This window comes from Endozoicomonas sp. G2_1, from assembly GCF_017744155.1.
Lineage (GTDB): Bacteria > Pseudomonadota > Gammaproteobacteria > Enterobacterales > Alteromonadaceae > JAGHQT01.
Genome location: NZ_JAGHQT010000003.1, coordinates 346,135 through 366,106, shown reverse-complemented (window position 1 = coordinate 366,106; position 19,972 = coordinate 346,135). Strand labels below are relative to the sequence as shown.

Here is a 19,972-nt window from a genome sequence, read left to right as displayed (position 1 = left end):
GCGACAACTTGAAGTTTGTTGTTGAGCTAATCAACCCAATCGCGATGGACGAAGGTTTACGCTTCGCGATTCGTGAAGGTGGTCGCACGGTAGGTGCTGGTGTTGTTTCTAAAATCATCGACTAATTTCGACAGATTTTAAACTACACATGAAAAGGTCGCGAAAGCGGCCTTTTTTGTTTTTAGATACTTGGAAACAGAATACTCAGCTAATAAAGTACTACTGATGGTGTTTCAGCTTTTGGTATTGTTTAGCTTTAAACAGTACTGAAAAAAGGTAACACCTTGTGCTACTATCGCAATAAATTGGATTAGCACTAAAATTTTATGTACAAAGGATTAATACTCTCACTCTCTTGGCTATTAACGTTTTCAGTTTCTGCCAATAGCAGTAGTTTTACGCCCGCCCTATTTAAAGAAAATACCAATAAAAAATATCCCACATCCAGTACATACAGCCGTATGGAACAGTGGTTTAAACTGAGCTATATAATAGGTGCCAATGGCACTCCAAAAGACATCGTAATTATTGCTAGTAATGACAACCGCGAGAGTATCAAAAACGATACAATAAAATATCTGAAAAATATTAGCTACCAACCTGCAACCATCAATGGTCAAGCTATTGATTCTGCACACGTACTGCTGTTTCGAAGAGACATCAGCTTTACCAGTAATCCCAACGACAATGTGTCATCAAGCTTTTACAAACGCTACAACAAGATCAATGATCTGATCATTAAAGATCAACTGACAAAAGTGCCAGAACTTCTCATTGAGTTACGCGAGAAAAACGCCAAAAATATGCGAGAGCAAGCTCTATTAGCTTGGGTAAGCGCCTTTTACTATTTCAAAAACAAAGACCAAGTTAACTATGCCAAACAAATAGAGCAAGCGTATTTACTACGAGAGAACATGGCAACCAAAATTGCTTATAAAGCAACAATGAGTTGGTTTGAGCAAAGCTTGAGAAACAAAGATTATTACGAGGCCATCAAAGTGCTGAGAAGCTTAAGTAATATCAAAGGATTAAAATTAGAAAAAAGTTCATACGAACAATCTTTTAATACAGTAATTGAATTGGCAAAACAGCAAGAACAACAAACTTACAAGAAATCAATTTCAGAGTTTGGCAATCTGTATCACCAACTCTCTCGCTCGAATCTTAACATTGAAATGCAAGCGGTTAAGAGTGTCGAACTAAGATGTTTGAATGGTATTGAACAGATCCCGGTAAGCAATCAAATAACTTATCAGTTACCAGATCAGTATCGCAGTTGTGCACTGCTGTTTTTGGGCTCGCCAAACACAAAAATAAAAATTACAGAAAGTGGTGCGTTGAACCTCTAATAACGAACCTAATTGCACTTTCTCACAAACAGCAATAACAGGCGTAATATTGACTATTAAGCCTCTGTTTTACTGACCATTTGGACAGAAAACATGGTTTTCAAAGGGCTTTGAAAGTATTTTTGTAAGTCATAATGAAAACTTTCATGATATAGCGATTTTTTACTTTAGTTTTCGCCGCTATTCGCCTAGAATCTTGGCCTCAGAAAATTCTGAGCAACAACCATATTTTATTAGCTGTACAGCTTACTTTGCACTATCTAGGAGCACACACACTATGACCGCTTTGGCCAACTCAATTGATTTATCGAAGTACGGTATCAATAACGTTGACGAGATTGTTTACAATCCATCTTATGAGTTACTTTTTGAAGAAGAAACTAAAGCTGGTCTCTCGGGTTATGACAAAGGTGTAGTCACTGAATCAGGTGCAGTAGCTGTTGATACCGGTATCTTTACTGGTCGTTCACCAAAAGACAAATACATCGTTCGCGACGACGTTACTCGCGACACTGTTTGGTGGTCTGATCAAGGTAAAAACGACAATAAGCCAATGACGCCAGAAACTTGGTCGCACCTAAAAGGTTTAGTGACTGAGCAGTTATCAGGTAAGCGTTTATTTGTTGTTGATACTTTTTGTGGTGCCAACGAAGATACTCGTTTAAAAGTGCGCTTTATTACCGAAGTAGCATGGCAAGCTCACTTTGTTAAAAACATGTTCATTCGCCCAACTGACGCTGAGCTTGAAAACTACGAGCCAGACTTCGTTGTTATGAACGGTGCTAAAACCACTAACCCACAATGGCAAGAACAAGGTTTAAACTCAGAAAACTTTGTTGCCTTTAACCTAACTGAAAAAATGCAGTTAATCGGTGGTACTTGGTACGGCGGTGAAATGAAAAAAGGTATGTTCTCAATGATGAACTACCTATTACCACTTAAAGGCATTGCTTCAATGCACTGTAGTGCCAACGTTGGTAAAGACGGTGACGTAGCCGTATTTTTCGGTTTATCTGGTACAGGTAAAACGACTCTTTCTACCGATCCTAAGCGCGAACTTATCGGTGATGATGAGCACGGTTGGGACGACAATGGCGTGTTCAACTTTGAAGGTGGTTGTTACGCGAAAACCATCAACTTATCAAAAGAAAACGAACCAGATATCTACAACGCCATCCGTCGCGATGCATTGTTAGAAAACGTAACTGTTGATGAAAACGGTAAAATTGATTACGACGACAACTCAAAAACTGAGAACACGCGTGTTTCATACCCAATTCACCACATTGATAACATTGTTAAGCCAATTTCTCGTGCAGGTCACGCCAAGAAAGTTATTTTCTTAACCGCAGATGCTTTTGGTGTATTACCGCCAGTTGCTAAGCTTACGCCAGAACAAACTGAATACTACTTCTTATCTGGTTTCACCGCTAAATTAGCCGGTACTGAGCGTGGTATTACTGAACCAACACCAACGTTCTCGAGCTGTTTTGGTGCGGCATTCTTAAGCTTACACCCTACTCAGTATGCAGAAGTTTTACGCAAGCGCATGCAAGCAGTTGGCGCAGAAGCATACTTAGTAAATACCGGTTGGAATGGTACTGGCAAGCGCATTTCAATCAAAGCAACACGTGCTATTATCGATGCGATTTTAGACGGTTCAATCGACAATGCTGAAACTGAAGTATTACCGCTGTTTAACTTGAGTATTCCGACGCAAATTGACGGTGTTGAAGGCGACATTTTAGACCCGCGTGATACTTACCAAGACGCTGCTGATTGGCAAGCTAAAGCACAAGACTTAGCAAACCGCTTCGTCAACAACTTTGACAAGTTCACTGATACTGACAACGGCAAGTCACTAGTGAGTGCTGGTCCTCAATTATAATTGAGTTCAACTTTCTCGGTGGTAACGCTGCCGAGAAAATAAGTCATTAATATCAAAAACGCGACTCATTTGAGTCGCGTTTTTTTATAGTTTTAAAGATAGATAAACTCATTCACCAACCGGTTTAGCAATGAGTTCCGCTTGCTGCAATTAATCAATAGGTAAACACACCTGAGCTTTTAAACCGCCTTCAGAGCGATTGCTCAACTTAACCTTACCGCCGTGCATATCGACAATGCGTTTGATAATCGCTAGCCCTAAACCACTACCCTCAGTACCGCGTGCTTTGTCACCTTGAGTAAAAGGCTGAAACAAACGTTCAATATCGTCTTCAGGGATGCCGTCACCTTCATCCGATACCGTTACGTAAGCGTGTTTAGTTTTATCGTCAAAGCCCGTTTCTACTAATATTGTGCCCTCGGTATAGCGCAAAGCATTTTGCACTAGGTTCGCGATCACTCGCTTAATGGCAATGTAGCGCAGTGGAATACTGGGCAAATTTCCTGCAATAAACTCAATATTGCGTTCAACAATAGATTCGGCTTGCACTACTTCTTCAACCAAAATATTTAAGTCGCCGGGTTCAGCTTTGTCGTTAGTATCGTAACGAATATAGTCAATGAACTGGTCGATGATTTTATTCATATCATCGATATCACTCTCAATACCTTCTTTCAAAAATTCGTCTTGTTCAGACATCATTTCTGTCGACAGTCGAATGCGGGTTAACGGTGTTCGCAAGTCGTGGGAAATGCCCGCCATTAACAAGTTGCGATCATCTTCTAGCTGCTTAATGCCCTTAGACATATGATTAAACGCTTGAGTCACGGCGACTACTTCACTGGTGCCACGTTCCTCAAGTGGTTCGGGAAAATCGCCTCGGCCGACTTCTTTGGCAGCGTGTTGCAATGCGCTCAAAGGTCGGTTCAGCTGTCTAACAAACAGCCATCCGCCAGCAACGCTAAGTAAGCTGATCACTACCAGAATAAAAATCAACGGTGATAGATTAGCCGTTTCTAAACCCGTTAACGGTATTTTCACCCATAAGCTCGGCGCCTGTGGTGGCCGAATCCAAAATAAATATTCATCACCTTGTGAAATTCTTACTTCGGCGCGGCCACCTAATAACAGCGACATTTCTTCTGACTTATAAGGATAGTGAATAGCCTGGGCAAGGCCGAGTTTTAAGGCATCGTCTTCATGATAAACACCAATACCCGTTTCTTGTTGAAACGCCTTCGCCATTGCTGGCGACAGGCCAACATCTTTAACATCGATAAATACAACACGTACCTGTTTGGCGAGCAATTGATTAATTTGCTGAGAATTGGGCTGGATAATGTACAGGGCAATTGAAACGTAAGATACCACTTGATTAAGCAGTAATAACACACCAATCAGCAATACAGTTTGACCGAACGCACTGCGCGGCAATAACTTCATAACTAAAAAAGAAAAAGTGGCTAACTAAGCCACTTCAGCACCGTCGGGAACAAAGACATACCCTAAGCCCCAAACTGTTTGAATATAACGAGGTTTGGCTGGGTCAGCCTCAAGCATACGGCGAAGACGCGAAACTTGTACATCAATACTGCGTTCTAGTGCAGAATAATCTCGACCGCGAGCAAGGTTCATCAACTTGTCGCGAGATAAAGGCTCTCTAGGATGGGTAATTAACGCTTTTAGCACAGCAAATTCACCACTAGTGAGTGGCATACTCACTTCGCCTTTGCGCATTTCTCGCGTTGCAAGGTTGAGTTCATATTCGCCGAAACTAATCACGTTTTCTTCCATCGACGGCGCACCAGGTGCCTCTTGAACTTTACGACGCAATACCGCTTTAATACGCGCTAACAACTCGCGAGGGTTAAACGGCTTTGGCATATAGTCATCGGCGCCAATTTCTAAACCAATGATGCGATCTACTTCATCGCCTTTTGCCGTTAACATAACAATTGGAATATCGTTGTTTTGCTGTCTTAAGCGGCGACAAATAGACAAACCATCTTCACCAGGCAGCATTAAGTCGAGTACTAAAAGGTGGAAGTTTTCACGCTCGATTAAGCGATCCATTTGCTCTGAATTAGCGGCGCTGCGAACAACAAAACCTTGTTCCACAAGATAGCGTTCAAGCAAAGAACGTAAGCGCATATCATCGTCAACCACTAAAATTTTTGGTGTTTCTTGTCCCATCTTCTCGCCTTAACAACTCGTCTTAGACTTGCAATAACATATACTTAATAATTGATAGCTTAACAAATGTTGTCAGCTTTTTGATACAGCCATTTGTTACAAAGTATTAACTTCGCATCTCATTGTTGTCAAACGCAAAACAGACTACTGCAAGTATTGAATTGCTTGCTCCGTAACACACAAGGTGAAACTCTTTTGTCGCTCTGCTCGCGGTAGTTGCTTAATAGTATTTGTTACCAACACCATTTTTTCTGCCTTTTCTGCTGTCGGTAAGTGACTAAACTGTTCACTAAAGCAGCTTTCCAAACCAAAGTTTAAGGCGACATCTGATTTAGGTGAATCTTCCGCTAAACAAATCGACAGCATTTGCGCCAATTTGTCTCGATCAACTCGGGTCACTAAATCTTTGACTTGGTAATTAACCGGTTCCGACTTTCGCTCTTGATTACAACCGTGAAACATATCAGCAACCGCGACTACCGGTATTAACGCTTGATGTTTGGCGGAAAATTGGTCTTTCAACCACTGCTGATGTTCGTGATCTGCATCAATGGCTGGCAACGGCTGTGCGCCGACAAGGCCAGAAAAAAACAGCAAATAAACAATAACAAATTTATTCATTTTTACCTTCATAGTAATGATTAGTTAACTGGTATACGCTATGCTAAAGCGAAAGCACCATTGATGTAATATTTATAAGCTCATGAAAACCTTAATAACTTCTATACTTGTCATTATGCTATTAGTTCACACGCCAGTGGTTAAGGCCGAGAATAATATCATTGCAGCATTTAAAACCGAACTCGCTCAGCATCAAGGTAAAGTCGTTTATTTAGATTTCTGGGCTTCTTGGTGCACCCCTTGCCGCAAAGCATTTCCTTGGCTCAATGAGATGCAGGCGAAATATCAACAACAAGGGCTAGTTGTGCTTGCGGTTAATGTTGATTACGACCAAAGCTTTGCCAAAGAGTTTCTTGCCGAAGTACCAGCCACGTTTGATATTTTCTACGACTCAGAAGGACGAGTTGCCCGCAGCTATCAACTTGAAGGTATGCCAACCAGTTTCGTGTTAGATCGCAATGGTAAGGTTATTGCTCGCCATACTGGCTTTAAAGTAGAGAAAATGGCGCAGTACGAACAGAAAATTCAGCAAGCGCTCAAACAATAAAGTGTGTATCTAACATTCAACTACTATTTTTTACGCCAAACCAATAGTTGATTATTAGCTGGCATATTAATATCACTTACCAGTTCAAAGCCTTGTTGTTGGGCGAGTTCAGCAATCCACTCAAAGTCGCGAATACCACTTTGGCTATCTCGATCTTTCAACCACAGCTCAAACTCGCCGTTACTTGGGCTAGTAAATTGCCCTTGATACTTAAACGGGCCATAAATAAGCATTAGACCATCTGGTTTAATTAAAGGGCTAACTTGCCTGAAGAAAGATTCAACAAGTATTGGACTAACAATATGTAAAGTGTTGGCGGTAAACACGACATCGTAACTTTCCTGATAATGCCAAGGTTGCCCAAGCGTTAGCGCTATAGGTGCTAAACAATTTTCACTGCCGTAATCGGTAATGTTTTGGGCTAGTGACGCGATGTTTTCTTCAATATCGCTACATTGCCAGGTGATTTCGGCACGCTGAGCACAAAAGTGAAGCGCGTGCTGGCCAGACAAGCTGCCAATTTCTAAAACGCGATCACCTGCTTTCAAGAGCTTACTTAATTGAGCCAAGATAACGTCTTTATTGCGCTCACATGAGGGAGAAAAGTTCAGCATAATATAGTTGCTCTACTAACCGTGGAATAAAATATTAAGGCGCTGTTTTGGTCTGCTTAATGCCAAGTTTGCGGACAATACGCTTACCCGCTCTGCGCAGTGGATCAAGGTAAATTTGCCATAAGCTACTGTGATCGACACTATTACCCAGTCCAATCGACAGACTTTTAACGCTAGATGCTTTCACTAAGTTATTAATCATGCGATCCCAAATTGCCAACGCAGAACCAAGGTTAACATCGAAGTGTTTGGGGTTGGTACTGTGGTGAATTTGATGCTGGGCCGGGCTGATAAACCAACCTTCAATTTTATCGCCCCAGCTCAACCAAATATGACTGTGGCGCAAATTAGAACCCATAATATTAAAAATAAAAACAAAGGCATTGGCGCCTAAAATGTCAAACATTTGCAATGTTGGCCCCAAGAAGTAATAACAAACACCCACAACAAAGCCTTGAGTGAGTGCCATACGACAGGCGTACAAGTAACTTTCTACAGGATGTGAGCGATAGATGGTAAATGGAGTCATCACTTCTGCTGAGTGGTGAACCTTGTGAAACTCCCACAAAATCGGCACTTTATGCAGTAAGTAATGTAACAAGAAACGAGTAAAATCGTCGACGATAAACAACAAAAAAGTGAATATAGCAATAACAGCCGTTGTCGATAACTGAAAATGCTCAAAATAGCCAAATAACGCTTCTAGCCCACCTGAAACCGCCAGAGCAATCGGCACCATAGTGACCGCGACAACTGGGAATAAAGCCGCTTTAATCAGTTTGTTAAACACTAACAAGGCATAGTCATGACGAGCAGATCTGGCCGTGTAGATGTTTTTTGGAAAAACAAAGCGAAAAAAATTAACGACTGATTTATTTTGAAATTTTTGGCTTTTTTGTGCGAGAAAAACCGGAATAGCAAGCGCGAGTGCAGAAAATAAATAGCCCCAGTAAATACGCTTATTGGCATCGACTAAATATTGACTTAGGTCGGTCAAATTCAATGATAAAAAATCCAACATATGCTACTGGCTCTTTAAATTACTAATTAAACAATATCCTCCCATGATATCAGATTTACCGCGTCTCGGTTGATTAAGACGCGGTATAGTCTGTAAAAATAGTCCGTTAAAAACTGTATTTATAACCAACAAATACTTGTTGTGGTTTACTTGGACGTGCGCCATATGGGCGGCGGCTGACAATTTCTTGCTCGTCAAAAATATTGTCGACCTTTAAGTAAACTTGACCGTAATCTTGCAAGCTGTAACTCGCAGACAAATCAACAACTGTATAGGCTTCAGTGGTTACGCCACTTAACGGGATACTGACAAAGCGGCCATCAGCACCAGTAAAACTATCACCAGACGCTTCTAACAACTCATCGATGTAACGAGCAATTAAACTCACTTCCCAATTATCCGCCGCCAAGCCAATGTTTAGTGTCAGCTGGTTTTCAGGTAAGTAAGGCAGTTCATCACCTGCTTCGATTCGTCCCCATTGTGGGAAGTCTGAATCGAAGCTAGTTTTGAACTCTGAGTCTGTATAGGTGTAGACAAGTGATACAGGTAGATCAAAGTTACTATTCAATTCAAAAGTATGACTAGCAGAAAACTCTAAACCATAAATATCAACTTCACCACCGTTAAACTCGGCATCGAGATTACCGCCACAAGAAGACGATGCAGAGAATGAACAGCTTTCCTTTAAATTACTAATATCATTAAAGAAGACAACTGCTTCAAGTTTACTGGTACCGTCGTTGTAACGACCACCAAACTCATAGTTAACGCTGTTTTCAATTTCTACACCTGGTGGCTCCTGCGGACTCGTTGGAATAAAGCCTTCATGAACACCAAACAATAAGCCCGCATTTTCACTCAAAGTATAAAACGCACTAAAGCTCGGTAACCAAATACGGGTTTTCTTATTCAAAAAGTCGCCTTCACGACCCGGCGCACGATTTTGGAAGTGGCCATCAATAAACTCACCGCGAACACCAAAAGTCGTCGCCAAATCACCAAAGTGTAAGGTGTCTTGAATAAATACTGACCAAGCGTCTGTTTCTTCTAAGTTAGTGGTTGTTGCTACTTGAGCCGCACCATCAGAGACTAAATTACCCGAGCGAACATCAAAACTGTCCTCGGTGTGATTACGCTCAATTTGATCGTTGTGAAAACGAATACCAGCGTTTAGTTTGTGCTCTAAACCAAACAATTTAGTGGTCAAGTGCAACTCAGACTGAATACCTTGTGAGTAGTATTTGCGGCCATTATTACCGACAAGAATCTTTTCAAACGCTTGAACCGTGTCTACTTCACCGCGTAACAAACTCAAAAAGCGCTGATTATCTTCAGGGTTCGCTAGCACTTCCTGAACGTCAGCACTAACACCACCGAAAGAATTAAAGTTGTTCAACTTGAACCAATCACGCTGATAATCGTTGCGATAAACACGCGTCGTTACGTCAAAGTTATCGCCTTCTAAAAAATGGCTAAACTGCACTTGACGGTGGTTTGATTCAAAGTTGTCAAGCTGACTGGCAATGTAACGACGGTTAGGATTTGCCGCAAAATCTTCATCAGTCAAACCAAGGTAACTCTCATCTGAATTCTCATCAGCATAAGACCATTTCAATTCAAATAACTGATTAAAACGCTTACCTTCTAGCTGGTAGTTGAACTTAACTAAAATATCGTTTTTCTCAAAACCAGTATCGCCGCCGCCATCGAGCTCTTTAAAACCGTCAGACTCTAAGTGAATACCTTCAACTAAAAAGCCAAAATCACCAATAGTGTTACCGTAAAACGCATGAGCTTTTTTGTATGAATCACTACCAACAGCTAAGTCAACTTGGCCTTCACTGGCATCAGGTACTTGGCGAGTCACCAAGTTCAGTGCACCCGCAACCGTATTTGGACCGTATTTAATCGCAGCAGGGCCTTTAAATACTTCAACTGCTGTTGCTTTATTAACGAGTGGAAAATAGTAAGCGGGTGGTGCTGAATATGGTGCAGGGCCAATTAATACGCCGTCTTCCATAATGGTAATTTTACGACTGCGCTCAGGTGTTGCACCGCGAAAACCAATGTTAGGGCGCAAGCCAAAACCGTCTTCTTCACGAATATTAACGCCTGGTACGTTAGCTAAAACACGGTTGATATCGTCAAACTTGAATTTCTCTAGTTCAACTTCAGAAATAAGCGTAGCAGAACCCGCTTCTGTCCTGAGCTTATCGCCATGACCGATTATACTGATACGCTCAACATACTCAGATTTGGTATTGTCATCATCTTCCGCTACCGCGTTTAAAGAAACAGTTAACGCCGATAAAGCAGTCAATACCGCTAATGATGATTTTTTTAATGAAAAAGTACTCATTAATCGTTATCCCCTGCCGACGTTGCTGGTAATTGCAATGACAAACTAGTGATAAAGTCAGTTTTCAGTTTGTCGGTTACATCTTTCACTCGACTATGTGTTTGTGTTACTTGCACTTCATTAGTTGCCAATGTTTGCGCTAACGTTTGCTGATACGCCTGAATGTCAGTAATTGCTTCTTCAACGTCAGTTGTCATGGTCGTAGCTGTATCTTGATCACCAACATCAACAAGAAAATCAGTAAACCCTAGACCATCACCACCTGTTAGCAATTTTTGGAACGCCAATAAATTGTTTTCCACATTTGCAACAGAGTTGTTAGCAAACAGTGATTCAACAGCTTCAGGGCAAGCTTGTGAGCCACAAACATTCGCGAACAAACCTAAAGGTGTGGCCAACTTGGCATCTTTAGTTGAGCTGTCTAAATAAAACATAGCGTCACTGATGCGGTTCAAAGCTTCAAGTTCTGAACTAAAAGAACTACCACTAGTACCGGCTTGCTTTAAGGTATTGGCAAAACCATTGTCACCATTCCAAGCATTTACAAGCTCTTGCGCACTATTGTTTAAGTCACGTGATACTTCTACGGCAAAATTACAACGCGCTTCACGACGCGCTTGATCTGTCTCGGCATTCCACCCTTGTGGCTGTGCACCTACGGTACAACTGTGATCTAAGTTAGTATTAAACAACAAGTATTCCAGCGCGGCTAAACCACGACGATTTGGTGTTCTATCTGCAATGTTATATGGCTGACCATTAACTGAACCAGATCGAAAGTTAATCACTTCAAAATCAACATTACAGCTATTTGTTAATGGCCATGAGTATATTTTGTTGCGCAAAAAGCCACTGTTATTCACCAGTGGACCAACCTGCATCATTTCAGCTTGTTGCCATACGTTCATACTCGCGCGCCAGCTTGCTTGAGCAGCACTGCGCGCAGTATTAACTTGCTCAGCTGTAGCATTACCCTGACCTGATGCAACTTCCTGTTGACAATAAGCATCCACTGCTTGAATTTGCGCAGAAGCCGCTTGGGCAAACTGTTCAAATGTTGGAGTAAAAACATTATCGGCTAAGTTAGTTAATAAGGCACGTTGCTCAAAACTCGGTCCCGGTGTTGGACCTGTTGTCGGGCCTGGTGTTGGCGTTGGAGTCGGTGTTGGAGTAGGCGTTGGTGCCGGCGTAGAACCACCACCAAAATCCGGTCCAGCTTGACTACTGCTGCTCTCGCCACAGGCAGTGACGAAAAATGCACTGGCAATGGCTAGCGGCAATAAAGCGCGTTTAGTGTTAACAGACATGTGTATACCTTATTTAGTAATCAACAGTTAATTTGTATTGGTGGCTTCACTATTAAAATTTCGCCAACAATAAAAACTAAACAAGCCTTGAACCGTTAAGTTCAAGGCTTATAAAATAATCTATTTATTATTCAATAAATTACCAGTTTTCAACATTAGTTGCATCAAAGCTATAAGCCGTTTGCATAACATCTCTAGCCGTTCTCAAGCCCGCTAAATAAGCATTTACCGCAGTCATATCGGTAGAGCCGTGAGCCAATAATACCGGCTGAGTGCCCATTAAGTTTTGAATTTGAGCAAACTGTGCATCGCTTAATGGTGAGTTAGGATTAAACTGTAAACCAATTGAGAAACCTTTCATTTCTGAGAAGTGCTTAGCTACATCTTCAAAGCTATAATCGGCAGTACCTGATTTACCTAAGTCGCTTGTTACGTCATTGATGTAATGAATTACCGTGGCAGCAATTGCTTTTTCCCATGCACCAACGGCAACATTGCGGTGGCCTACAAGTGTCGTTTGTTGCTCGGCTGATAATTGCCCGGTCACACTACGAATTAAAGCACGACCAGCAATAAAGGCTTCAATGGCATCTTTGGTGAAGTTTGTTGGGTTTGGATTACTCGCCGAACCACGGTCACGCTTAGCAGCGTTAACTGAAGCACTGAAATTAATCTCAGATAATAAGTTAATAGTACCATTACCGTCAGTATCGTGTTCGCCTTGATAATTATCGCGGCCGCCCTTACTAGCAATTTCATCATCCGTGTATTCGGTATAATCACGCGCAGCACCAAAGTAGCCAAAGCCTTCGTCATAGCCATGCTCTAAAGCTGTTGAGTTATCACTGCGTGCAGTAACGTTATCGCGATCAGTAGCAATACCTTCATCTAGGTAATCATCTGTACCTTGTGAGAAGTTAACACCCATTAATAAGAATTTTTGGATAAGTTGCTTTAAGTCAGTACCGTTAGTATTAACGTACACTTTAGTGATCGCAGTATTAGTTGCTTCATCACGGCGGATAGTACCATTTAATTGAGCTTCAGCGTTATCAGCAAGTTGTTTAAATAACTCAGCAACTAGGTTAGTTGGTGTAGTAGCACCAGGCCAACCAACAAAACTCGTACCGTCATTCCAAGGTTTGTGCATACGGCTAGCATCGTTACCTGCTAATTTGCCACGTAAATCTTTATGGCTTGATGAAATAGCGCCAATGGTCTTTTGCTCAGCATTTGCTTCAAAAGTTACGGGTAAATTCGCACCAAGATTTGGCGTATTAGACTGACTATAAGCGTAAAGGGCATAAGTTTGATTTAAGCCATCAGTCGCTGTAGTGTCTGAGTTTTCACTGTTTAAGTGGAAAAACGAATAAAGCTTGTTAATGACGTCTTGGCGAGTTCTTAGCGGACCATTAGTCGCATTTATTTCACCTTGTAAAGTATTCGCAATGTAATGGTTTAGCTGGGCAATTTGCGCTTGACGAGCTGTTTGGCCGCTGTAGTTAGTACTACTCGTGGCATCAGTAACTTTACTCGCAAAATCATAATCTAATCGGTCAGTAACGTTAATAGTCATTGCTTTGCTGAAAGCTGCGCCACTGTTATCAGTTACCGTAACATTAACAGTGTGGCTAGTTGCTGCTTCAAAGTTAACAGCGCGATTAGCAGCAAGTGACAAAGTATTACCCGAAACAGCAAATAAATCGTTATCAACAGCAAAAGTAAAAGTATCGCCTGAGTTAGCATCAACCGCGCTCAATGTACCAATTTGCGCACCTGCTGCGTTTTCATTAACACTAGCGTTAGAAAGAGTAATATCTGTCGGTGCACTATTAGTTGGCGCCGGTGTAGGTGCCGGAGCCGGAGCTGGTGTTGGCGCCGGAGTCGAGTTACTTGAGCCACCGCCACAAGCAGTTAAACCAGCCGTAGCTAATGCAACAGCGATAAGTTTCATTTTGAAGTTCATATTCTTATCCAATAAATATAAAAAAGTAATGTTGTATTGCTTAATTGCGGACATATTACACAAATATAAAATCAAATGCGAATCAATATCATCAATATCTAAATTTTTCTTAACCACATTAATGCAATTATTGTCACTAACATTTACAAAGTTTACATCTGGGTTGAATACGATAAAGGAGATTTAACGAGAAGTTATTGCGATAGATTAAGTTTTTGATCTTTAACTATTAAAATCCATGCTTTGGCATAGTCTGGCAAGTGTTTGTTGTCTTGATAGTAATCTTGCCAGCCGCGATAATTACCAACCAATAGATCCAACTGAAATAAGTTATTATCAAATGCTCCACCTTGATCGGCTAAAATACCGAGGCGACTAATCTGTTTTTGCTTGCGGGTGTAACTGACCATAACCAACTTACCCAGTCCTAAATCAGCTAAATTACCCGCAAAAGTGACTTGCGAGTCAATGGCAATTTTATCGGTGAGTGTTTGGCCATAGCCCATAATGCTTGGCACTTCGGCAAAGTACCAATAGCGCGCTTGCTCACGCTTACCTATGGTATAGTCATAAGCAATACCATTGTTGCGGTGAACATTAAAGTAGCGAACACTACCATTCACCTTGAGCACACCCGTCCCTTGCAACAACACATCATGCAGCGCTTCTTCAGTTAACCAAATTAGTGGCTTAGCCAGTTGGCGCTTCAATAAAACACCGTCTATCACTTGCTGACGAGTATATTTAAAGCGGGTTAATTCCGTTTTTACTGCCTCAGCTTGTTCAATTGATAATGACTGTTCATCAAACGGTAAAGCATATAAGGCTTGGTTGTATTTTTCGGTTCTCACTTCACTGCCATCAAGTAATTTAGTGTAATACTTGGTCAGCAGAATTTGGTCGTTGGGAATATTGCGTAGCAGCTCCGCCTTGCGTTCATTGGTGCTAGCATTTGCCAACTTATCAGCTTGTGCTTTATCTGGTTGCCACTGATAAAAATCAAAATGCTGTTTGAGAAAGTTAACGTCGTGCAAGCGACTGTTGCGTTTTGCTCTAACGTCTTCGCGATAGGTTTGACACAAAAAGTCGAGGGTTTGTTTGACTCGATTTACCGTCACGTTATTATCGAATACGCGACCGGCATGAACCGCAAAACTGTCGTTAGGCTGATTAGCTAAATAGTCACTGGTTTTTTCTGCCGTGCGGCACAAGGCACTGGCATTAAAATCACTTGGCAAAGCAATATCTGGCTGCTCTACCAAAGTGAATTGTGCATAACTCGTGGTACTAGCGAAAAACACCGCTAGTACCACCAACAAAACAGTTTTAAAAAAACTAATCATGTCATTTATTCGATGTTTTGGATCTGCTCGCGCATTTGTTCAATTAGCACTTTCAGCTCAACAGCACTTGCGGTGATGTCAGCGTTGATTGATTTAGAACCTAGTGTGTTGGCTTCACGGTTAAACTCTTGCATCATAAAGTCTAAACGACGACCTTGAGCACCGCCTTTTTTCAAGATGTTGCGGGTTTCTTTCACGTGACTAAACAAGCGGTCAATCTCTTCGTCAACATCCATTTTTTGTGCAAGCAGCACTAATTCTTGCTCTAAGCGAGTACTATCGAGTTCAATTTTAGCTTCGGCAAATTTTTCAGTGATGCGGGTGCGTTGCCACTCAATCACCGCTGGCATTTGTTGTTTCACTTTATCCGCTTCAGTTTCAATGCCGGTTAAGCGTTGTTCAATCATTGCTTTTAAGCTTTGGCCTTCGCTAGCGCGAGCGGCAATAAAGTCGGTAAGTCCTTGTTCAAAACCTTTCATTAAGTCAGCGCGTACTGCATCCATATCGGTTTCTTCAGCTTCCATCACGCCAGGCCAACGCATAATTTCAAACGGATTTACTTGGCTATTTAAAGTCTGTTCATTCAACCAGTTGGCGTGCTCGAGTAACTGCATAGCTAAATCTTGGTTAATCGCCAACTTGCCCTTAGCGGCAGGATTGGCACTGAAACGCAGATGACACTCAACTTTACCGCGACTTAATTGCTTGCGAAAACGTTCGCGCAGCATAGGCTCTAAGCCACGAAATTGCTCAGGTAAGCGAAAGTAAGTTTCAAGAAAACGTTGGTTAACGCTGCGAATTTCCCAAGTGGCACTACCCCACTCGCCTTTAACTTCATGGCGAGCAAACGCTGTCATGCTGTGGATCATAAGGTATCCTAACTGAATATTGAATTGACGAAATTATGCCTGAGCACTTTACTGAGTCAAGGTTAGTGCAGCTTGGTTTATGTTGACATGCTGCAACCAAGCCCAAGCGAGCTAAATTTTCTCGGACAAGTTGCCCACTTCCAACACCGGTGATGCATCGAGTTTTTCTGCATCCATCATACTGGCGATGCGTTGCATTGTCGCCACCATTTGGCTTTGTTCCCAGTCTTTTAGTTGAGCAAAACGATTGGTAAAGTGTTCTTGAAAAGGCAGTGGCGCATCTTGTAGCATAGTTTGTCCTTGCTCAGATAAAAATACGCCAACGCGGCGCTTATCTTCTGTACTGCGAATGCGCTGTACTAGACCTTTAGCTTCGAGCCTATCTAAAATACTAGTAACAGTTGCAGGGCTGAGATTGATATTCTCGGCAATCTGTCTAACCATAATACCGGGTTCACGGCCAATATTTTGCATAACTAAAAGCTGTGGCCCTGTAACACCAACATCTCGACTCAACTCTTTAGAGCGTAAGTCAATTGCCCGAATGACTTTCCTTAAAGCAACTAACAGCTCTTCATCTTTTTGCATACAAAACCTCTGAATCTCATCACACAGCAACATAATTATTGGAGTAACTGCAACGATGTAAGTCTAGTGACAGCTAACGCTATTAAGCCACTGACAATTATCACCTATTTTGGCGCGATAATAGGCTGTTTTTTTTACCCTGTCCATTTGATTGTTTCAAAGAAAAACAATAGTACTTAACTATTTGGTTACTCTGCCTGCACAGCGAGTCTATAACATTATCAGAAAATATTCAGTACTCTAACTATTATGTATATTAAGCACACAAAAAGCAGTCATTTCTTATAAGAAATACAATCGAACACAAATAAAAAAAAACACCAAACCAAAACATTCTCGCCTAATAAATACAATTCAAATATTTTTTATTGATATCAATTTCCATAGAAAATAAGCCAAAACAACTATAAAACCCTATTATCTTGATTATTTTATTTCTGTATTTAATTTGAATTCAACCTAATTTGCTTTTTACATTGGTTTCTATATGATCATTTGCATTAAAAACAACTCTAATTATTCACTTGAAATAACAAAGGCTACAATACGATGAAAAAAGCGAAGCTAAGTTGTGCAATCATTGCCGCACTATCAGCTCCTTATGTTTCCGCAGAAGATGACAATAAAAATCAACTCGAAGTGATTGAAGTTACCGCCAGCAAAAGAACAGAGTCTATTCAAGATGTTCCTGTCGCGGTTACAGCTCTTAGCGGTGAAAACCTTAAAAATTTAGGTATCAGTAGCTTTCAGGATTACATAGAGTTCTTGCCTAATGTAACGTTTCAAGGCACTGGTCCTGGTCAAAATGAAGTTTATATCCGTGGCGCTGCAACGACTCAAACAGGTATTGCAGTATCGTCAGTACAAGCGTTACAGCCTTCCGTCGCAATTTACTTAGATGAACAACCGATTTCTATGCAAGGCCGTAACCTAGACGTTTATGCGACCGACTTGCAACGCGTTGAGGTATTACCTGGACCTCAAGGAACACTATTTGGTGCTAGCTCACAGGCAGGTACGGTGCGTTTAATCACCAACAAACCTGATCACAGTGATTTTAGTGCGGGCGTTGACATTGACTTTTCAACCACCAAAGGCGGTGACAACAGCAACGCCGTTGAGGCCTATATTAATTTGCCGATTACCGAAGATTTTGCGTTTCGCGTTGCCGCTTATAGCGACTATCAGGGCGGTTGGATAGACAATGTTCGCAGTGTGCCTGGACAAGGCGGTTACATTGGTAGCGCTGTTCATATCGACCGCATTTCTGGTGGTGTCTTAGCGGACCCAGCCAATACTCCTGTAGAGAGCCCAACGAATGATGAATTAGTAGAAGACGATTACAATGATGCAACTTACGCAGGTGCTCGTTTTAGCTTTTCATACTTAATCAACGACGATTGGTCGCTACTCGTTCAGCACACTGCACAAACTTTGGAAACAGAAGGGGTTTTTGCTTACGATCCATCTTATGAGGGAGAATCTTCAGTTAGTCGCTTTGAACCAGAAAGCAACGAAGACGAATTTGGTTTAACCACTTGGACCTTAGAAGGTCGCTTAAACCAATTAGAAATCGTTTACGCTGGTGGTTACCTCGATCGCAAAATTGATTCAACAATCGACTACATTGGGTACACCAATGGCGGTGCTTTTGCTGCGTATTACGCCTGTACTTATGGCGGTGCCCCAGAAGACGAAATTTGTCACAATCCTGAAGGGTTTTACAAAGAAAATACTGAAAACAAGCGCGTTACTCACGAATTGAGATTTAACACGCCAGCAGAAAAAGATTGGCGTGTTACTGCAGGTGTGTTTTACGACTCCCTAGAAGTTAATAGCTTGGGTTTATTCCAACTTGGCGCTGAAGCCAAGTTTAACAACCTCAACCGCACCTTAAACGGTGGTCGCGACGGTCAGTTTGAAGGTATTAACAGCAGCGGTAGTAATTTTGGCCCGTTAGTTAGCTTCGTAAATGATGTTACCCACGAAGTTAATCAAATCGCAGCCTTTGGCCAATTTGAATACGACCTTACCGACAAACTCACGGTTAGTCTTGGTGCCCGTTGGTACGAGGTCGAAGATATTTATTTAGGTGCAACCACATCTGATGATGTCACTGAGCGCATCAGAGCATTTGGTCAAGGTGGGCAAGCTATTTTGGATCAGTTCGGTCAAGAAGAAGGTAGCTCAATTCTTGCCGCTATCGAGTCAGGTCAGCTAGAAACTGATTTGCTCGACGATAACGGCGTGTTAAAAGTCAACGATACTATTTTCCGCTTTTCTATTGATTACAAGCTCAACAAAGACGTGTTGTTATTTGCCAACTACTCAGAAGGCTTTAGACCACCTGTGACCGCTCGTACCGGTGGTAATTTGGCTCGTAACCAAACCGCAGGTTCAGCGTTTGAAAACTTTCGCATTCCTGTCTACTCACTAACAGATACCTTAGACAACTACGAACTAGGGTTGAAAGGCGACTTTTTCGACAGTATTTTGCGCTTTAACGCCACCGCCTATTATTCTGATATCAAAGACTTACAGACTTCGCGCTTTGACCCGACCAACATTGCGTTTTTCTACTTTACTGACAATGTTGGCGAAGCCGAAATCAAAGGTCTTGATATAGACTTTACTTGGCTTGCGACTGACAACTTAGTGATCAGTGGTGCCTTGAGTTTACTCGATACCGAGATTACTCGCCTCAACAGCACTTTAGTCAATTTGGCGCCGCCTGTGGGTAGTAGCTTGCCATATTCAGCCGACGTTTCTGGTAACTTGCGTGCTCGCTACTACCACGAAATGGAAAATGGCATGGAAGGCTTTATCAATGCTTCGATTAGTTATACCGGCGATCGATTGTCAGGCATGTTCTCCAACGCCAATATTTACGAAGACACCCATCAGTTAGTCTACGGAACAGGTTCTGGGTTAGAGATTGAACAAGAAATTGCACCTGGACAATTCCAAGGTGTCAATTATACCGATCGCAATGGCAATGCTTTTGGTGGTGGCCGTTATGTTGCGCAAGGCTATGTGCTAGCTAACCTGTCATTTGGTGTTACTAAAGACGACTGGCGGGTAGAACTCTATATAGACAACTTAACCGATAAAAGTGCGCAACTTTACATAGACGAGCAACAATTTACGCCAAAAGTGGTCACTAATCGTCCGAGAACCATTGGTTTGAGAATGTCATACGACTTCTTGTAAAACCGCTTGTAGCGTTAGTTAAAACTAAAAGGTGGGTCACAGAACCCACCTTTTTTGTTACGCTACCAACAACCTTTTTCATCATACCTTAGCCTAC

The 19,972-nt window shown here is 41.8% G+C and carries 15 protein-coding genes and 1 pseudogene; 5 read left to right on the top strand and 11 right to left on the bottom strand.

Translation table 11 applies throughout. The annotated features are described in order from the left end of the window. The 3 genes and pseudogenes from J7384_RS06740 to pckA form a co-directional block, all read left to right on the top strand. A pseudogene (locus J7384_RS06740) lies at positions 1-125 on the top strand (elongation factor Tu); the annotation flags it as partial. Between the two features lie 201 nt (positions 126-326). Further along, positions 327-1,349 carry an energy transducer TonB gene (locus J7384_RS06735; RefSeq protein WP_209112345.1) on the top strand — a complete coding sequence of 341 codons (1,023 nt, stop codon included), beginning with the start codon at positions 327-329 and terminating at the stop codon, positions 1,347-1,349. A gap of 277 nt (positions 1,350-1,626) precedes the next feature. After that, on the top strand, positions 1,627-3,237 hold the full coding sequence (gene pckA / locus J7384_RS06730) for a phosphoenolpyruvate carboxykinase (ATP) (protein ID WP_209112343.1): 1,611 nt from the start codon (positions 1,627-1,629) through the stop codon (positions 3,235-3,237). A gap of 150 nt (positions 3,238-3,387) precedes the next feature. Here pckA and envZ read toward each other — a convergent pair whose 3' ends face one another. The 3 genes from envZ to J7384_RS06715 all read right to left on the bottom strand — a co-directional run bounded on the left by envZ (position 3,388) and on the right by J7384_RS06715 (position 6,051). Further along, positions 3,388-4,680, bottom strand: a complete 1,293-nt coding sequence (envZ, locus tag J7384_RS06725) for a two-component system sensor histidine kinase EnvZ (protein ID WP_209112341.1) — start codon at positions 4,678-4,680, stop codon at positions 3,388-3,390. Positions 4,681-4,704: 24 nt separating this feature from the next. Next, a complete protein-coding gene (gene ompR / locus J7384_RS06720) occupies positions 4,705-5,430 on the bottom strand; it encodes a two-component system response regulator OmpR (protein WP_209112339.1) in 726 nt (241 codons plus the stop codon). 144 nt (positions 5,431-5,574) lie between these two features. Further along, entirely contained in the window at positions 5,575-6,051 is a 477-nt protein-coding gene (locus J7384_RS06715) for a hypothetical protein (protein ID WP_209112337.1), read from the bottom strand. A 115-nt stretch (positions 6,052-6,166) separates the two neighbouring features. Between J7384_RS06715 and J7384_RS06710 the strand changes: the two genes are divergently transcribed. Further along, positions 6,167-6,598 carry a TlpA disulfide reductase family protein gene (locus J7384_RS06710; RefSeq protein WP_209112336.1) on the top strand — a complete coding sequence of 144 codons (432 nt, stop codon included), beginning with the start codon at positions 6,167-6,169 and terminating at the stop codon, positions 6,596-6,598. Positions 6,599-6,621: 23 nt separating this feature from the next. On the opposite strand, the gene J7384_RS06705 is transcribed toward J7384_RS06710, so the two are convergent. The 8 genes from J7384_RS06705 to J7384_RS06670 all read right to left on the bottom strand — a co-directional run bounded on the left by J7384_RS06705 (position 6,622) and on the right by J7384_RS06670 (position 16,665). Continuing rightward, positions 6,622-7,212: a DUF938 domain-containing protein gene (locus J7384_RS06705; protein ID WP_209112334.1), complete on the bottom strand. Its 591-nt coding sequence runs from the start codon at positions 7,210-7,212 to the stop codon at positions 6,622-6,624. A gap of 34 nt (positions 7,213-7,246) precedes the next feature. After that, positions 7,247-8,233, bottom strand: a complete 987-nt coding sequence (locus J7384_RS06700; protein WP_209112332.1) for a sterol desaturase family protein — start codon at positions 8,231-8,233, stop codon at positions 7,247-7,249. Between the two features lie 106 nt (positions 8,234-8,339). After that, positions 8,340-10,592 (bottom strand): TonB-dependent receptor, encoded by a 2,253-nt coding sequence (locus tag J7384_RS06695; RefSeq protein ID WP_209112331.1) that lies wholly within the window; start codon positions 10,590-10,592, stop codon positions 8,340-8,342. After that, positions 10,592-11,899 (bottom strand): imelysin family protein, encoded by a 1,308-nt coding sequence (locus J7384_RS06690; RefSeq protein ID WP_209112329.1) that lies wholly within the window; start codon positions 11,897-11,899, stop codon positions 10,592-10,594. Before J7384_RS06690 ends, J7384_RS06695 begins: the two co-directional genes overlap by 1 nt. A 139-nt stretch (positions 11,900-12,038) precedes the next feature. Further along, positions 12,039-13,865: a cadherin repeat domain-containing protein gene (locus J7384_RS06685; RefSeq protein ID WP_209112374.1), complete on the bottom strand. Its 1,827-nt coding sequence runs from the start codon at positions 13,863-13,865 to the stop codon at positions 12,039-12,041. Between the two features lie 194 nt (positions 13,866-14,059). Further along, the gene (locus tag J7384_RS06680) at positions 14,060-15,208 is read right to left on the bottom strand and encodes an MltA domain-containing protein (protein WP_209112327.1); all 1,149 of its coding nucleotides are present in this window, start codon (positions 15,206-15,208) and stop codon (positions 14,060-14,062) included. Positions 15,209-15,213: 5 nt separating this feature from the next. After that, positions 15,214-16,077, bottom strand: a complete 864-nt coding sequence (locus J7384_RS06675) for a YicC/YloC family endoribonuclease (protein WP_209112325.1) — start codon at positions 16,075-16,077, stop codon at positions 15,214-15,216. Between the two features lie 111 nt (positions 16,078-16,188). Continuing rightward, on the bottom strand, positions 16,189-16,665 hold the full coding sequence (locus J7384_RS06670) for a MarR family transcriptional regulator (protein WP_209112323.1): 477 nt from the start codon (positions 16,663-16,665) through the stop codon (positions 16,189-16,191). 549 nt (positions 16,666-17,214) lie between these two features. On the opposite strand from J7384_RS06670, the gene J7384_RS06660 reads away from it, so the two are divergent. After that, positions 17,215-19,875, top strand: a complete 2,661-nt coding sequence (locus J7384_RS06660; protein ID WP_209112321.1) for a TonB-dependent receptor — start codon at positions 17,215-17,217, stop codon at positions 19,873-19,875. Positions 19,876-19,972 lie beyond the last annotated feature (97 nt).

Excerpts from the sequence above, each read along its gene's own strand:
- J7384_RS06735 (WP_209112345.1), top strand. The coding sequence starts at position 327 with ATGTACAAAGGATTAATACTCTCACTCTCTTGGCTATTAACGTTTTCA.
- pckA (WP_209112343.1), top strand. The coding sequence starts at position 1,627 with ATGACCGCTTTGGCCAACTCAATTGATTTATCGAAGTACGGTATCAAT.
- envZ (WP_209112341.1), bottom strand. The coding sequence starts at position 4,680 with ATGAAGTTATTGCCGCGCAGTGCGTTCGGTCAAACTGTATTGCTGATT.
- ompR (WP_209112339.1), bottom strand. The coding sequence starts at position 5,430 with ATGGGACAAGAAACACCAAAAATTTTAGTGGTTGACGATGATATGCGC.
- J7384_RS06715 (WP_209112337.1), bottom strand. The coding sequence starts at position 6,051 with ATGAATAAATTTGTTATTGTTTATTTGCTGTTTTTTTCTGGCCTTGTC.
- J7384_RS06710 (WP_209112336.1), top strand. The coding sequence starts at position 6,167 with ATGCTATTAGTTCACACGCCAGTGGTTAAGGCCGAGAATAATATCATT.
- J7384_RS06705 (WP_209112334.1), bottom strand. The coding sequence starts at position 7,212 with ATGCTGAACTTTTCTCCCTCATGTGAGCGCAATAAAGACGTTATCTTG.
- J7384_RS06700 (WP_209112332.1), bottom strand. The coding sequence starts at position 8,233 with ATGTTGGATTTTTTATCATTGAATTTGACCGACCTAAGTCAATATTTA.
- J7384_RS06695 (WP_209112331.1), bottom strand. The coding sequence starts at position 10,592 with ATGAGTACTTTTTCATTAAAAAAATCATCATTAGCGGTATTGACTGCT.
- J7384_RS06690 (WP_209112329.1), bottom strand. The coding sequence starts at position 11,899 with ATGTCTGTTAACACTAAACGCGCTTTATTGCCGCTAGCCATTGCCAGT.
- J7384_RS06685 (WP_209112374.1), bottom strand. The coding sequence starts at position 13,865 with ATGAACTTCAAAATGAAACTTATCGCTGTTGCATTAGCTACGGCTGGT.
- J7384_RS06680 (WP_209112327.1), bottom strand. The coding sequence starts at position 15,208 with ATGATTAGTTTTTTTAAAACTGTTTTGTTGGTGGTACTAGCGGTGTTT.
- J7384_RS06675 (WP_209112325.1), bottom strand. The coding sequence starts at position 16,077 with ATGATCCACAGCATGACAGCGTTTGCTCGCCATGAAGTTAAAGGCGAG.
- J7384_RS06670 (WP_209112323.1), bottom strand. The coding sequence starts at position 16,665 with ATGCAAAAAGATGAAGAGCTGTTAGTTGCTTTAAGGAAAGTCATTCGG.
- J7384_RS06660 (WP_209112321.1), top strand. The coding sequence starts at position 17,215 with ATGAAAAAAGCGAAGCTAAGTTGTGCAATCATTGCCGCACTATCAGCT.